This is a genomic window from Paenibacillus sp. FSL R10-2736 (assembly GCF_038000245.1).
GTDB lineage: Bacteria > Bacillota > Bacilli > Paenibacillales > Paenibacillaceae > Paenibacillus_AQ > Paenibacillus_AQ phytohabitans.
Map to the genome: position 1 here is coordinate 5,646,426 of NZ_JBBOBN010000001.1, position 16,062 is coordinate 5,662,487.

General features: G+C 53.1%; 13 protein-coding genes. 1 reads left to right on the forward strand and 12 read right to left on the reverse strand.

Annotated features, from left to right (window positions below; genetic code table 11):
• Window positions 1–14: 14 nt before the first annotated feature.
• The 7 genes from NSQ73_RS24095 to NSQ73_RS24125 all read right to left on the reverse strand — a co-directional run bounded on the left by NSQ73_RS24095 (window position 15) and on the right by NSQ73_RS24125 (window position 7,703).
• Window positions 15–2,252 carry a transglutaminase-like domain-containing protein gene (locus NSQ73_RS24095; protein ID WP_042134810.1) on the reverse strand — a complete coding sequence of 746 codons (2,238 nt, stop codon included), beginning with the start codon at window positions 2,250–2,252 and terminating at the stop codon, window positions 15–17.
• On the reverse strand, window positions 2,249–3,499 hold the full coding sequence (locus NSQ73_RS24100) for a DUF58 domain-containing protein (protein ID WP_042134808.1): 1,251 nt from the start codon (window positions 3,497–3,499) through the stop codon (window positions 2,249–2,251). The genes NSQ73_RS24095 and NSQ73_RS24100 overlap by 4 nt, the downstream gene beginning before the upstream one ends.
• A gap of 1 nt (window position 3,500) precedes the next feature.
• Window positions 3,501–4,457 (reverse strand): AAA family ATPase, encoded by a 957-nt coding sequence (locus NSQ73_RS24105; RefSeq protein ID WP_042134806.1) that lies wholly within the window; start codon window positions 4,455–4,457, stop codon window positions 3,501–3,503.
• Between the two features lie 1,059 nt (window positions 4,458–5,516).
• A complete protein-coding gene (gene spoVAE, locus NSQ73_RS24110; protein ID WP_042134802.1) occupies window positions 5,517–5,867 on the reverse strand; it encodes a stage V sporulation protein AE in 351 nt (116 codons plus the stop codon).
• Window positions 5,864–6,898 (reverse strand): stage V sporulation protein AD, encoded by a 1,035-nt coding sequence (gene spoVAD / locus NSQ73_RS24115; RefSeq protein WP_340947417.1) that lies wholly within the window; start codon window positions 6,896–6,898, stop codon window positions 5,864–5,866. The genes spoVAE and spoVAD overlap by 4 nt, the downstream gene beginning before the upstream one ends.
• 3 nt (window positions 6,899–6,901) lie before the next feature.
• A complete protein-coding gene (gene spoVAC / locus NSQ73_RS24120) occupies window positions 6,902–7,399 on the reverse strand; it encodes a stage V sporulation protein AC (RefSeq protein WP_042134798.1) in 498 nt (165 codons plus the stop codon).
• Between the two features lie 133 nt (window positions 7,400–7,532).
• Window positions 7,533–7,703, reverse strand: coding sequence for a hypothetical protein (locus NSQ73_RS24125; protein WP_340988461.1), 171 nt, complete (start codon window positions 7,701–7,703; stop codon window positions 7,533–7,535).
• Between the two features lie 334 nt (window positions 7,704–8,037).
• Here NSQ73_RS24125 and NSQ73_RS24130 point away from each other — a divergent pair, with 334 nt between their 5' ends.
• Entirely contained in the window at window positions 8,038–9,111 is a 1,074-nt protein-coding gene (locus NSQ73_RS24130; RefSeq protein ID WP_340988462.1) for a M42 family metallopeptidase, read from the forward strand.
• Between the two features lie 152 nt (window positions 9,112–9,263).
• Here the strand turns inward: NSQ73_RS24130 and NSQ73_RS24135 are convergent, their stop codons facing one another.
• The 5 genes from NSQ73_RS24135 to NSQ73_RS24155 all read right to left on the reverse strand — a co-directional run bounded on the left by NSQ73_RS24135 (window position 9,264) and on the right by NSQ73_RS24155 (window position 16,062).
• Window positions 9,264–10,409: a mannitol-1-phosphate 5-dehydrogenase gene (locus tag NSQ73_RS24135; RefSeq protein WP_340988463.1), complete on the reverse strand. Its 1,146-nt coding sequence runs from the start codon at window positions 10,407–10,409 to the stop codon at window positions 9,264–9,266.
• The gene (locus tag NSQ73_RS24140) at window positions 10,409–10,843 is read right to left on the reverse strand and encodes a PTS sugar transporter subunit IIA (RefSeq protein ID WP_039308269.1); all 435 of its coding nucleotides are present in this window, start codon (window positions 10,841–10,843) and stop codon (window positions 10,409–10,411) included. The genes NSQ73_RS24135 and NSQ73_RS24140 overlap by 1 nt, the downstream gene beginning before the upstream one ends.
• Before the next feature lie 21 nt (window positions 10,844–10,864).
• A complete protein-coding gene (locus NSQ73_RS24145) occupies window positions 10,865–12,931 on the reverse strand; it encodes a BglG family transcription antiterminator (RefSeq protein ID WP_340988464.1) in 2,067 nt (688 codons plus the stop codon).
• A gap of 201 nt (window positions 12,932–13,132) precedes the next feature.
• Window positions 13,133–14,575, reverse strand: a complete 1,443-nt coding sequence (locus NSQ73_RS24150) for a PTS mannitol transporter subunit IICB (RefSeq protein ID WP_340988465.1) — start codon at window positions 14,573–14,575, stop codon at window positions 13,133–13,135.
• A gap of 623 nt (window positions 14,576–15,198) precedes the next feature.
• Window positions 15,199–16,062 (reverse strand): aldo/keto reductase, encoded by an 864-nt coding sequence (locus NSQ73_RS24155; protein ID WP_340988466.1) that lies wholly within the window; start codon window positions 16,060–16,062, stop codon window positions 15,199–15,201.

Sequence of the window (16,062 nt, forward strand, 5' to 3'; positions counted from 1 at the left end):
ATGATACTGGAGCATTACTTGCCGGATTTCATGCTTTTTCGCAGCCGCAAAGCTTCAGTATACACGCTGTGCCAGTCTTTGTCTTCAATAACCTCAGGGCTGTAATTCGCCCGCTCGAACATGCCCAGGAGTGTGGACAGATTTGCCGCCGCCGCAGGCCGTTCAAGGCTCCAGCGTTCCACAGATTCGCGCAAAGTTTCATGCTCTTTCTTCAGCATACCCTTACTTCGGACATACCTTACCCAGCGCTGCGTTTCTGCCACAACTTTTTGTACCGGAGTCAGCTGATGGCCGATGCGCAGACGCGTGATCAGGAACCGCAGACTCATGCGCCGCTGCCAGAGCAGGAAGCCGCTCCAGAGCAGAAGAACAACCGCCGCTCCTGTTACTACCCAGACACCAGGATGGAATCCTTCACTTCCGGCGGCCGTATTTGCCGCTTCCTGTTCAGGCTCCGCTTGCTCTTCCTCCTGTACTTCAGGTTCTTCTACATTGTCTTCCTCCGTCTGGGTCAGCACCGGAACATTGAAGCCGGGCGTGGCTTCCACCGGAACCCAACCATAGTCACCGAAATAAATCTCTGCCCAGGAGTGGGCATCTGCGTTCGTGATCGTATAGTTATTATTCACCAGACCGCCTTGCTGAAGCGCCAGATTATCCGGGATTTCTGCCTGTTCCCCGGGCGCATAGCCCTTGACCCAGCGGGCCGGGATATCCAGGGAACGCACCATTGTGACGAGTGCAGTGGAATAATAATCGCAGTAGCCTTCCATAATCTCAAACAGGAAGCTCTCAACCATATCCTTGCTTCTTGCGCGTGAGACATCCGGCTGATTCGTGTACGGGAAGGTTTGCTGCAGATATTGCTGCAGCAGCATGACCTTCTCGTACGGCGTCTGTGCTCCGGCAGTAATCTCCTCCGCGAGCGCACGGACCCGCTCCGGGAAGTTACCCGGCAGCTGGAGATACGGGTCAAGAACAAGATCTCCGTACAGCTGTTCATAAGTCTGTGTACTCAGCTCCTGAAACGGTACCACTGGCACCTCCGAGGTCACCACATAGGTCTGCGGGTAAGAGCGTGCACTGCCCGCCGCGTTCCACAGCAGTTCACTGTCTTCACCCCGCCATGACAGCCCGTTGCTCTCCGCTACTCCATCCACAGAATTCACTTTTACAATCGAGTAGCCGCCGAAGAGCACAGGATAGTTGTTGCCGCCCAGCAGCTTAACCGTCTGCGTCAGTGTCCGGGTCTCTGTCTTAGGGGCCGCGACAGGCTCCAGCGGCTCTCCTACCTGGACTGTCCTGAAGGTTCCCCGGCTGAATGTATCATCGTCACTCCAGCCTTTTCCGGAATACGTACTCCGGATCTCTCCGCGCATATAGGTGCGCAAATCGGAGGTGACGGTCATTACGGGCGAATAATCAAAGTTAAAGCCGCCGCCAAGATTATCATCATTCAGACTGTAGCCGGAGGTGGTTGCTCCTCCCGTTCCTTCACCGCTTGAGCTTTCACCGCTGCCGCCGGCGGAAGTTCCGGAGGAAGGTGTATTTCCGCTCCATTCCTGCCAAACCGTATACGGGTCAGTTAGTGTAGGGCGTACATCCGGCATATTTACTCCGGCAATAATGACAAGTGAGAAGATGATCGCTATATTAAGGGCTACTTTGAAAGGATATTGAAGCAGATAGGTCCAGCCCCGCGGATAATGCAATTGGAAGCTTCTTAAATGCCTGGTGACCAGCCAGCCCATTCCGGCAAACACGGTCCAGGCTACTTCCTGCCATAATACAGATGTTGTAAAAGAGTCCAGCGCGGCGAACGCCGTAATATTCATCCCGATGAACATCAGAATCCGCGCCTTGCCATTCACCCACCAGGATGACAGCAGCATCAGCGCCCAGGCACCCAGCGCAAACCAGATGTACGGATTCATATGTGTGATGATATCCGGCAGCCGTTCACGAAGTGTGGGCAGCCAGGGATTCGGAACATATTCCCCGTAATGCAGAAGAATACGATACACGAGATACACTATCGCCACACCTTCAAGCATGAGGCGGTAAATCCATTTAACAGGTATAATAATTTCAATTAAGGCTACTGCAACAAGAGTCAGCAATACAGCGGCTGTGGTCTCCTCCAGCCAGAAGGGCTCAGTGTAGGATATCCACTGTAAAGCGATGATCATCAGCCAGAGCAGCGTCAACGCGTGATGCCATGAGGATTTGACTCCGTTCATCCAATGCTTCATCGTATAGGATCACCTCCAAGTACCGCAGGGAGCTCATGAAGCGAGCTGACATTATAGCAGGTGATCCCGCGTGATTTGAGAACATCGGCCCATTCTTCCCCCCGGTTCTTCGCAGCAGGATTGCGGACATGAATATGCGAAGGGGTCAGCCCCCGGCTGTCTGCCCAGCGCAGCGTATCCAGCACCGGCTTGCCGCTCTGCGGGCTGATCAGCACAAAGTATGCGCCTTTGGGGAACATCCGCTGAGCCTTGTCCAGCCTTGTAATCAGCGGCCCCCGGCCCTCCGCATTGATATCAATCAGATACTGGATCATCTTCTGCCGCTCGGCACTGCCTTCTGCCGGACTGAACACCTTCGTATCCTTATCCAGGCAGCACAGGCCGATCCCGATTCGCTCGCGTATGCCGAACCCGAGCAGTGACGCCGCAATCGAAACCGCCAGCTCGAACTGTCCTGAGCTGTAATATGCACCTGCACTGCCATCGAGCACCAGAATGGTCCGGGGGACCGATTCATGCTCGAATTCCTTCGACTTCCAGGCCCCTGTCTTCGCGGTAGCATTCCAGTGTATCCGTGTCAGCCGGTCTCCGTAGACATAATCACGGACACCGTTGATTTGCGTGGTCTCGCGCCGGGACTGGAGCAGCGAGGCTTGAGGCCCGGACAGGCGCGCTCTCCGCTCATACAGCTGCCAGCGCGGCACTACGACTGCCCGGGGCAGCACGCGGAACCGTCCTTCGGCCTTGAATGTGCCTTTGTGCTCCATCAGTCCGAAGATATCCTCACTGAGGATATCCGTGCTCTCGAAGGTGTAGCAGCCCCGCTCCAGCACCGGTGTCTGGAACAGCAGCTCTCCCCGCCCTCTCAGGCTGGGGACCAGACTCTCCTCGAACACCCAGGATTCCCCGTTATGGCGCTTCAGAATTTCCCGCACCACCACATAAGGCAAAGGCAGAAAACCCGGAATGTTAACATTCAGCTTCACCCGCAGATAACCGCCTGCGTAGAGCAGATCAGGCTTGTCCTGCTCCGAGTAGAGGCTGCGGGTGCCTTTGGCCCGCCGGACTCCGCCCAGTCCCCCAATGATTAGATACAGGATCAGAACCGATACCATAATGAACAGCATGAACGAGGTTTTGCCGCCCTGAAACAGCACATAGAGCAGTGTGATGACCCAGATCGCAAGCACGCCCATGAACTTCCTTGGCTGAATGACAGCGGCCGCCCCCGCTAGGATGCTTCTCATCTTATTGCCTCATCGTTACAGGCACATGAATGCTCTGCAGCAGCTTCTGCAGCAGGGAATCCACGCTGACATTATCAAGGCGTGATTCCGGCCGCAGCAGAATGCGGTGTCCCAGCGCATAAGGTGTAAGGGTCTTCACATCGTCAGGCAGAACATAATCGCGGCCTTGCAGGAAAGCATAAGCTTTGCATGCCATCATGAACGACAGGGATGCCCGGGGGCTTGCCCCAAGGAGTACAAGCGGGTGCTCCCGCGTCTGCCGGACTACATCCAGCAGATAGTTCAGGACCGGATCGCTGATATAAATATCGCGGATCTCCTCCTGGATGGCGGCAATGGTGTCCATTCCGGTGACCGGAATCAGCTTGTCCACCGGTTGGCCCTGCTGATGGGTAATCAGCAGATTCTTCTCCGTCTCGGCATCGGGATAACCCAGGCTGATCCGCAGCATGAAGCGGTCCAGCTGGGCCTCGGGAAGGGTATAGGTGCCTTCGAAGTCTATAGGATTCTGTGTTGCGCAGAGCATGAACGGATGCGGCAGAGGATAGGTCTCCCCGTCAACCGTCACATTGCGCTCCTCCATGACCTCAAGCAGTGCGGACTGGGTCTTCGTGGTCGCCCGGTTAATCTCATCGGCAAGCAGAATATTGGTCATGACCGGCCCCGGGCGGAAGTGAAACATTTCATCGCGCGGATGATAGACAGATACACCGGTAATATCACTTGGAAGAATATCGGGATTGCACTGAATCCGGCGGTATTCACCAGACATGGAACGGGATAGCGCCCGGATTAGCTGCGTTTTGCCAGTCCCCGGAACATCCTCAATCAGGACATGTCCGCCGGCAAGGAGTGCCGTGAGCAGCAGTTCGATTTCGAAGCTTTTACCGAGTATACAGGATTCCAGATTAGTGCGGACAGCGTTCATAATTTGCGTAGATTCTTGACGTACGGGCATATATGGTAAACCTCCTATGTCAGAATAAGCAGTAATATATACATTTTACATGATTCGAGTAGTGAAAGTACATGTTAGGGGCCGTGAAATTATAGAGCGGCTTACGAGATTTGTCAAAAAGAAACACTTATCGGCCGCAGCAAAACACAGCATCTTCCGTCTGCGGCATTTCCCGTGCTGAGTGTCTGCTATTGATGACAGTCCCGCCGGTAGGGGAGGCTGCTGACAAATAGCCCGGAGGAGAGTCCGCCGGGAAGCCACTGGCAAAGTGAGCGTCACAGCTACCTTCCATTTAGTTGCGGTTGCCCGCTTTTACCGGGTTCGAAGAAATACTGGCTTCATGGCGGAATTAGCAGGCGGAGCTGGTGCGTTAGGTAGGGCTAGTGTGTTGATAGAGTTGGGGGTGTTCGGGAAGGCTGGTACGTTCGATAGCGCTGGTGCGTTCGGGAGACTAATTAGATAATGTTGTACTTTTTGCAGGATTTCTCGCGTCTAAAGGGGCCAAATCAGGTATTGTTGTACTTTCTGCAAGATTTCCGGCGGCTTGGCAGCTTCGAGCGCTGGATTGTTGTATTTTCTGCAGGATTTCTGCATTTCGGCAGAATTCATCCCAGCATTGTTGTAATTTGTGCAAGATTTCTGGAGTTTAACTCATACTGCTCTGCTAACCGGCGGCTCAGATTACTTACAACCTCACATTTCCATACTTAGCCTACCTCATCCCATTCAAACACACTTCTACCTCACATTCCTGAACTTAGCCTATCTCAAGCCCACATTCAGACGTAGTTACACCCCACATTACCACTTAGCCTACTTCAAGTCCCTTTCAAAGGTACCTCTACTTCCCGGAAATTCAAAGCGAGTCGCTCCCCCTTATTTTTCACCCTCCCCACCGCTCACCGCAATCGCCTACAGCAAATTTAAGTTACTATCTTCATAATCAGTTGACTTTTTCCCGGTTTACAGGCTACTTTTCCCAAAGTAAAAAGACCGCCAAAGGCGGCCTTCCTAATTTACTTAGTTTTATTTCACTTAGTTCCACTAAGTTTTGTGACCCTAGCCCTTCGGCCGGACAACAAGCGCTGCCAGGAATGAGAAAACAATCGCGGAGGATATCCCCGCACTCGTTACGTCGAAGATCCCGGTGACCACCCCGACCCAGCCGTCGCGCTCCAGCTCTGTCAGCGCGCCATGGACCAGAGAATTCCCGAAGCTGGTAATGGGGACGCTCGCCCCCGCTCCGGCAAACTTCACCAGCGGATCATAAATTCCGAACGCATCGGCCACCGCACCGAGTACGACCAGCGTACTCATGGTATGGGCGGGCGTCAGCTTGAGCACATCGAACATCAGCTGCCCGATAACGCAAATGGCTCCCCCGACCAGAAAAGCCCACAAATAAATCATGCTCCTTCACCTCCGCTCTCCAGGGCTACCGCATGGGCTACGCACGGAATACTCTCCCCTTGCTGATAAGACAGCGGTGATAGCAGTGCTCCGGTCGCCACAATCAGCACCCGTTTCAATTCGCCCTTTTTCAACCGGCTCAGAATGTGCCCGTAGGTCACTACCGCAGAACAGCCGCAGCCGCTTCCTCCGGCAATGACATATTTCTGCTTGTCCAGGTCATAGATCATAAGACCACAGTCGTTAAAGACTGTCTGCTCCATGGGAATGCCCTCTTTGGCCAGCAGATCTTTGGCAATCGGCAGACCAACGGAAGCAAGGTCCCCCGTCACGATAAGATCGTAATGGCCGGGCGACAATCCCGTATCCCTGAAATGTGCTGTAATGGTATCAGCAGCGGCCGGTGCCATGGCGGTTCCCATATTGAACGGGTCCTTCAGGCCAAGGTCCATAATACGCCCAAGCGTCGCTGATACCACATGAGGGCCCTTTACAGTACCATCATTAACACCAATTACTGCACAACCTGAGCCTGTAACGGTATATTGGGCCGTTGGGGGCTTCTGGGAGCCGTATTCTGTAGGATAACGGAATTGTTTCTCCACGGTACAGTTATGGCTTGATGTGCCGGCCAGTGCATACTTGCCGCCGCCGGAGTCGACAATCATGGAGGCGATAGCCAGACTCTCCATGGAAGTGGAGCAGGCGCCGAAGACGCCAAGATAAGGCACGCCAAGCTTCCGCGCGGCGAAGGAGCTGCTGATGATCTGGTTCATCAGATCACCGCCGACAAAAAACTCCAGCTTCTCCTGCTCCAGATTCGCGTTCATGAGCGCGAGCTTGGAAGCTTTTTCGAACAATGCGCGCTCTGCCTTCTCCCATGTCTTCTCGCCCATTTCCAGTGAGTCGTAGATAAAATCAAAGCTTGAAGCAAGCGGGCCCTCTCCCTCTTCCGGACCTACTACTGCGGAAGAGCCTAGAATGACCGGACGGTTGGTAAATTCCCAGGTCTGACTGCCGAGCTGCTTCATGGTTTAATGTGCACCTCCCCAGCCCATAACGGCATACACTACACCTACAACAAATGCGGCAACCACACCGAACACAATGACTGATCCGGCCAGCTTGAACATATTGCCGCCAACGCCGAGTACGAGCCCTTCAGCCCGGTGTTCAAGAGCAGCGGAGCACATACTGTTGGCAAAACCTGTGACGGGCACCGCTGAACCCGCACCGCACCACTGGGCAAGCTTGTCATACACACCGAAGCTGGTGAGAATGACCGAGAGCAGAATCAGAATAGCAACTGTTGGACTGGCTGCTTCGCGGGAAGTCATATCGAATATTGCCATGAATGCTTCCTGGATGCCTTGTCCAAGCACACAGATCAAGCCGCCGGATAGGAAGGCTCGCATACAATTCTTGAATACAGGACGGGATGGCACATAAGGCTTGGCCAATTCCTGATAATCCTGCGGGGTCAAAGTATCAAGCCGCAGCTTGACGCCTGATTTCTTTGTTTTCGCCGGCAATACAGACACCTCCTGTAGGATACGAAAGGGAGCGGGCAGCGGGATACGCATTTCCCGTCCCTCCGGGTTGTGCTTCAATACAATGTTTTTCCTTATTGTTCACTATAGGCGGCCCCGTTATGTCCCCTTAAGCTCAGGAAAAATAAAGCAGCACAACAATCAGCAGCATAAACAGCACCAGTATCAGCACAGCTTCATTGTCCCGCCGGTACCGGCGGAGGTACCGCTTGTGCAGCCCGCGGGCCTGCACCTTCCTGGACACTCCCCGATTGCCTGCTGCGGCTACGCTTCCTGATAGCCACATTCTCCTCGCTTCCTTTCCCGGCTCCTGCATGCAGAGCCCTTACAACATAGTATTCGCCTCCCGGGTCACTGTGTTCATATGCCCTCCTGCCATGGACAATCGGCGTAACAATGTTCATACTGGGTAAGATGAACAAAAGAAAATAACCAAAAGCGAGAAGGAACTGCAATAACACCTGATCCTGACAAGTGGAAACGGCCTTGCCGTCCTTTTTAGGACGGTACCGTTTCAGCGAGAAAGATAAGGATAATTTATGCGCGGAGCATATAAATTCTTATCTTTTATCGATAACTTAAGTTCATCCTATATAAGTGTAAAAAGGAGCGATATGTGTATGAATCCAGAAACACTCGATTTGTTCAAAACATTGACTGAATTCCCTTCAGCCCCCGGCTTCGAGCGTGAATTACGCGCTTATGTCAAAGAGGCGATGACGCCTTACACCGATGAATTCGTGCAGGACCGCCTGGGCAGCCTGTTCGGCGTGCTGCGCGGTGAGGCGAACGGCCCCAAGATCATGGTCGCCGGACATTTGGATGAAGTGGGATTCATGGTTACCGGCATCACGGACAACGGAATGATCCGTTTCACGCCGCTGGGCGGATGGCTTGCTTCGGCTGTGGCTTCGCAGCGGCTGCAGATTATTACCCCGAAAGGAACGCTGAATGGCGTTGTCGGCAGCACTCCGATCCACCTGCTGAGCGCTGAAGAGCGGGGCAAGACCGGCGATATCGGCAAAATGTACATAGATATCGGTGCGGACAGCCGCGAGGAAGCGCAGAGCTTCGGCGTTGCTCCGGGGCAGCAGGTTGTGCCGGTCTGTCCGTTCACACCGCTGGCCAATCCGAAGAAGATTATGGCTAAAGCCTGGGACAACCGCTATGGCGTAGGTCTGGCGATTGAATTAATGAAGGAATTACATGGCAAAAAATTACCGAATACCGTCTATTCCGGCGCCACCGTCCAGGAAGAAGTCGGACTGCGCGGTGCGCGGACCGCGGCCAATCTGCTTCAGCCGGATATTTTCTTCGGCCTGGATGCCAGTGCCGCCGCCGATATGACCGGCGACCGCCAGGCCTTCGGCCACCTGGGACAGGGCGCCCTGCTGCGTATCTTTGATCCTACGATGATTACGCATCGCGGGCTGATTGAGTACGTTCAGGATACGGCGGACACTCACCGGATTAAATACCAGTATTTCGTCGCCCAGGGGGGAACGGACGCTGGTCAGGTTCATGTCAGCGGTATCGGCATTCCTTCAGCGGTTATCGGGATCTGTTCACGCTATATCCATACGGCTACTTCCATTATTCATAGCGACGATTATGCAGCGGCTAAGGAGCTGCTGGTCAAGCTGGTTGAAGGCCTGGACCGCACTACACTGCAGACGATTCTGGAGAACAGCTAAGCAGAGCTTTAATTCGGCGGGTATGGTTATGCCAGCCTTACTACGGTGCCTCTCTTAAAAGGGGGCGCCGTATTTGTTATGCCGACATCATACGCACCGGAACGCAAAAAGCCGCAGGGATAGGTTGCCCCTGCGGCTGTACTTCTATTGATTTATTTCAGCTTCGCATAATGCTCCATCGCGGACTTATGAACCGGGTGGTCAGCAGCAATGCCTGTATACTTCGCCAGAGCAGCTTCTGCGCCAAGCTCGGCAATAGCGGCTTGCAGCTCGACCGCTTCCGGGTCATCACTCACATTGAACAGCAGTGCGCCGGCCATAGAGCGAGTCAGGGCAGCATAGCTGAGCCCTCTGTCGTATGCCTGCAGAGCAGGAGACACCAGACGGTCATTCGGCGACAGCTTGCGCAGCGGCGAACGCCCTACACGTGACACTTCATCGGTCAGCGCCGGGTTGCGGAAGCGCTCAAGGATTTTGTCGATATACTTGCTGTGTTCTGCCTGATCGAAGCCATGCTTCTGAATCAGCACCGCACCCGTTTCTTCCAGCACTTCACGGACCTGTGCAGTCAAAGCTTCATCCGCCATAGCCTGCTGGATGGTTTCGTACCCGCGCAGGAAGCCAAGATACGCTGCGGAGCAGTGTCCGGTATTCACGGTGAACAATTTACGCTCGATATAAGGCTCCAGGTTATCCACGTAATGCACACCTTCAACAGGTGTATAGCCCGGGATCATCTGGGAGGAATCTACCACCCACTCATAGAATGGCTCTACGACTACCTTCAGAATATCCTCATGCTGCTGCAGCGGAACAATCCGGTCCACAGCCGCGTTAGGGAAGGCTACGGACGCGTCCGCTTTGGCGCGGGCTGCTTCATCAAGCTTGGCATACACCAGCTCTTTGAGTTGGGCACTGCCGCCAATCGCATTCTCGCAGGCAATCACATGCAGCGGTGCGGAAGAGACCGCTACCCGTCTGCTGATGCCATCAGCCAGAACCCCCGCAATATGCTTCAGAATCGACACGCCGACAGCTGTGGTAACCAGATCGGCTTCAGCAATGGCTGCGGCAACTTCTTCACTGTGAGTTACGCTGCTGAGTGCAGTTACATTTTTGACGACTACCGTTTCCTGACCATCGCTGGCCAGCGTTACCGGATACTCGCCGCGCTCCTGAAGCTGGGATACAAACGCCTCATTTACATCCACGAAAGTTACTTCATACCCTGCCTGCGACAGCAGCAGTCCGATGAAACCTCTGCCGATATTGCCCGCTCCGAAATGGACAGCCTTCATTATTCCATGCCTCCTTCGAAGATCGCGATCACATCAGCAGCCGTTGGAGCATTCATTACGCGCTCAATGGCATCATCTTCTGTGAAAATCATCGCCACGTTGGTCAGGACCTCCATATGCCCGTCGCCTGCGGCAGCAATACCGATCACTATGAATGCCGGCTCATCCCCGCCGAAATCCACACCGTCCGGAAAACGGATTACAGACAGTCCTGTGGATTTGATGAACGGCCGTGCTTCCTTGGTACCGTGGGGAATCGCCAGCCCTCCGCCCATGTAGGTGGACACCACTTCCTCGCGCTCCAGCATCTTGGGAATATATTCTTCCGTTACGTGTCCTGCATCGACAAGCAGCTTACCCGCCATAGTGATCGCTTCGTATTTATCTTTAGCGGCACCGTGCATAATTACTTTATTTTCTGACAGTATACTCATATGGTTTCTCTCACTTTCAAATTAAATTTTATTTTGGAAAAAATGAAGCAGCTCCGAGGACAGATATCCCCGGATCTCAGGCTCCGTACGCTCCTCCAGCAATTGTACCAGTTCGGAATTAAGGAGCAAAGCGCTGATCTCGCTGAGCACCTCCAGACTCTCCTTGGACAGTCTGCGCGGAGCCAGCATAAGCAGAATCACTCTAACCTCAGTGTCTCCCTCCAGAACCACTGGCTGGCGCAGCCGGTACAACGTAAGCGATGACAGATGAATATGGCTGCTCCGGGTATGAAAAAGCGCCAGCCCCGTGTCCGGTATTACCTGACTGGTCATCCGCTCCCGCTCCAGCAGGCGCTCCAGCACAATGTCCGCATCCCCAATTACGCCGCTTCCATTCAGCAGTGCCAGCATTTCCACCAGTGTTGCAGACAAATCCATATCCTTGTTGTCAATGGGATGGAAGCGGAACCGCTCCAGCAGGCTGACCATTTCATCAAGAATCCCCTTGTAGCTCTTCAGCCGCTCCAGTGAAGCCTCATCCCGCATAGTCCGGTCCTGCTCACCTAATGGGCCTGATTCCCGCTCACGCAGCGTTGTATTCTGAATATAATTCAGCAGTTTCTCTATCTCTTCCCCTGTGAGCAGGGGGCTGATTTTGATATAACGTTCCTTATCAATCGGCAGATCAATGGTAGATATAATCAGGTCGTAGTCCACATCCGGCAGCCGTGCGGCTTCATACCAGGAAATATTGCCGAGAATCTCAATCTGCGGCATTTCTTTGGTCAGCCGGGTAGCCAGCAGACGGGAGGAGCTGAGTCCGCTGGCACAGACCAGAATGGCTCTGACATTACGCCTTAGCTGATTAAGCCGCTCGACGGAAGCCCCGAAATGCATCACCAGAAATCCGATTTCTTCATCCGGAATTTCAAGCTCAAGCTGCATATCCTCTACGGAGGCACGGACGATGTTGAACAGATACTCATAATCCCGGCGGATCGGCCCAAGCAGCGGATTGCGGATGCGTGTGCCTTCCCGAATCCGCTTCAGGGCGGGATCGATATGCTCCAGCAATCCTTCGCGCAGGGAACGGTCACTCTGGAAAGGAAGCCCTGTCCGTTTGACCACACTCTCCGTCAGCTTGTAGACGATCTCCATTAACTCAATATCGCCGTAGGCAAAGCCGGCAGAAGAGAATGAATCCTGCACCCGGTCGAATAATCCAGCGATATACAAGACCTCTGCCCGGGGAATTTCCATCCCAAGCGCCGCTCCGAGCTGCTGGACAAAGTTCTCGGACCCGGCAATGTTGCGGTGATCAGACATTCTGGAATAACCCGCTTCTTCACCGCTGTCAATGCTCCGGCCAATTTCAATCCGCCTGGTCGTCACGGCTAGACCCAGCAGCATTTCCATGTAGACAATTTCCGGAAGCTCAGCGGTCCATTTCCATTCCATATCCCACAGGGTATTCTCTACCTCCATGAGATTGGATTTCCCTACCGTAGACAACAGAACACGGAAGACCGGGTTGCTCTCGGTCTGGGAGCCATGGCCAACCAGATCAGACAGATCCAGATGCTCGGCGGCCAGCCGGCCAATCGCCCGGCGCTTATCGATCTCACTGCCGGTGATTTCAACGCCGTAGCCTCTTCTGCGGACCAGCTCCAGGCCGAATTTACGGACCCATTGCTCCAGTTCATCCAGATCGTAACTTACAGAAGCGACTGTTACCTTAAGTGAATGCGCGAGCGTGAACAGCTTCACCGGCTCTTCCGCCTCCAGCAGGGCGCAGAGCTCATACACCTTGCGGTCTTCTCCAGAATATTCCGCCGGCTTCTCTTCCCGCAAAAACAGGCGCAGCTCCGCAAGACCGGCCTCCGGGCCGTTCAATTGTATGCCTTTCCCCGATTTTTTGATCAGATTCACACCAAAATTCTTCAGCGCAGACTCTATGTCCTCCATCTCCCGGTGAACGGTTCTTACACTCACACCGGTAGCCTCAGCGATTTCAGCGGCCGTAATTTCTCCGCTGACTCCGAGCAGAAGCCATATAATCTGGCGCTGTCTGGCGGTAATTTTCCTCATATTCCGCGAACACCCTCCGCCCTACACCAAGTAGAAACGGCTATGCCGTCCTCTAAGGGACGGCATCCGTTTCAGCAAGAAATATAAGGTAAAGTATAGTGGAACATATACTTTCTTATATTTGGGAGACACGCTGGCTTTGGCGGCCAGCGTCTCCTTATTTGACATTACGCTTATTAATTTATCTTACACTTCTGCGTCTTACTTCAAACGTTCCACGAGCTCATCATATTTCGGGCTCTTCAGGAAGTTGTCGATCGAGATGTGCTCAGCGTTTGGATTCACGGCAATGGCACGGTCAGTAAGTGTCTTCTGCGTAACTACGATGTCGGCATCCGCAGGAATTTCACTGACAGCAGAGTTCACAACCGTAATGTTAACCCCTGCGCTTTGCAGTTTCTTGCGCAGGACGGAAGCGCCCATCGCACTGGAACCCATCCCTGCGTCACAAGCGAAGACGATTTTGTTCACATTGGCTTTAGTGCGTACATTAGCAGCTACAGTAGTTGCAGTTGCCGCAGTTTGAGCTGCAGTTCCGGCAGATTTCATGTCTTTCACCTTGGCTGCTGCTTCCTCAATATCCATTTCTTCTTCGTCGTTCTTCTTAACAGTCTTCAACAACAGGGCTGCAAGAGCAAAGGACACGACGGTTGCAACGATAACCCCGGCCAGCATTGGAAGATATCCGCCCTTAGGTGTCATCGCGAAGTATGCAAAGATACTGCCTGGAGAAGGAGAAGCTACAAGACCTGCACCCAGCATCTGGAAGGTGAATGTACCGGATACACCGCCACCGATAACGGCAAGGATCAGACGCGGGTTCATCAGGATGTAAGGGAAGTAGATTTCATGAATACCGCCCAGGAAGTGAATGATGATTGCGCCCGGTGCGGAAGATTTAGCAGAGCCTTTACCAACCAGCCAGTAAGCAAGCAGGATACCAAGACCTGGACCAGGGTTCGATTCAAGCATGAATAGAATGGATTTGCCTACCCGTTGTGATTGTTCAAGCGCGATTGGTCCAAGTACACCATGGTTGATCGCATTGTTCAGGAACAATACTTTGGCTGGCTCAATGATAATATTGATGAGCGGCAGCAGATTATGATTTACCAGGAACTCAACACCATTGGACAAAATGTTGGTCAATCCTTCAACCAGAGGTCCAATACCTTTAAGAGCTCCTACGGATAGTACGCCACCGATAATACCGAGTGAGAAGTTATTAACAAGCATTTCGAAGCCGGCTTTGATTTTGCCCTCAACCGCTTTGTCAAATTGCTTCAATACCCAGCCTGCCAGCGGACCGACCAGCATAGCTCCAAGGAACATCGGAATAGATGATCCGACAATAACCCCCATTGTAACTACTGCCCCGATAACACCTCCGCGTTTGCCGTGAACCATCTGACCGCCGGTATATCCGATCAGCAGCGGAAGCAAATATTTGATCATTGGATCAACCAGAGCTGCAAGGCTTTCATTTGGATACCAGCCGGTTGGAATAAATAATGCTGTAATTAACCCCCATGCGATGAATGCACCGATATTCGGCATAACCATACCGCTGAGCATGCGTCCGAATTGCTGGACTTTTACCCGCGCACCACCGGATGAAGTTTGCTGAGTTGCCGTTGTGGCCATTTAAAATGCCCCCCTAATTAATTGAATGAGACCCCTTCGTTTACTTCTTCGTGAAAGGTTATCTCCTATGAACACATCGTAAATCAAAGCGCTTTCTTTGTCACCAAATTGAAAACACGGTTTCGTCATGAATGTTGTTGACATCATTTAAGAGTTCCTGCCAAGGGGCTATAGTATGGTGTTTCCACTACTCCGAATGGCCTATATCAGGCCTATTAGCAAGGATACTCCGCTCTGTGTGCAACCCTTCTGTCCGCCGTATTCCCCTTTAGAATGCACCCGAATACCGTTATTTATCATATCCGCCAGCCTTGCTGTGCAAAATAACCGCACAAAGTTGCTGGATTGCCAGTTGCTACTTATGCTCCTCATTTCTTCCAGGGATGCAAATTGTATTCGGTTTTTCGCATACATTTGGCCCGTTTACCCTTGCAGTAGCTCATTGTGTTCGGTTTTTCGCATACATTTGGCCCCGGTTATCTTTGCGGAATATCATGATTTCCTAATCAAACAAAAAAACTGCCCCCATTAAGAGGACAGCCTTGTCTTGTGATGCTTATCATGCTTATCATGTTTGTCATGTTTGTCATCTTCGTCATGCTTATCATGCTTAGTTCACATTCTCAAATCATATCCAGCGGAACCTTCCATGACGGCTGCGGAAAAGCATCGTCCAGCTGCCAAAGCTCATCTGACGTAAGCACAAGCTTGCCGGCGGCTGCATTCTCTTCCACATGCTGGCGGGTGCCCGCCTTGGGAATCGCCAGCACCTCTGCTTCACGGATGCTCCAGGCGAGCAGAATCTGCAGCGGAGTCGCTTCATGGTCCCGGGCAATCCTCTGCACGGTTTCATTCTCCGTCAATCCTTTTCTCAGCGTTCCCGCCTGGGCCAGCGGAGAATACGCCATTACCGGAATCTTGTGTCCGCTCAGCCATGGCAGCAGCTCATGCTCGATGCCTCTGGAGCCGAGATGGTAGAGCACCTGATTCACAGCGCAATGATTGCCGCCGGGAATACGCAGCAGCTCCTGCATGTCGGGTGTATCGAAATTGGAGACGCCCCAGCGGGCAATTTTGCCGGAAGCCACCAGTGCCTCCATTCCCTCTACAGTCTCCTCCAGCGGGATGGTCCCCCGCCAGTGAAGCAGGTACAGATCCAGATGGTCGGTGCCCAGCCGCTTCAGGCTTGCTTCACAGCTGCGGATTAGTGCGGATCCTGCAGCATTATGCGGATAGACCTTGGAGACCAGGAACACCTTGTCACGGATTCCCTGCACCGCTTCACCGACAAGCTCCTCGGAACGGCCGTCTCCATACATTTCAGCAGTATCAATCAGATTCATTCCCAGCTCAACACCGTGGCGCAATGCAGCAATTTCTTCAGCCCGGTTTGCTGCATGCTCGCCCATGGTCCAGGTTCCCTGGCCCAGTCTGGGCAGCACAGCTCCGTCCGGCATAAGGATAGTATCAGATACAGGTTTGCTCAT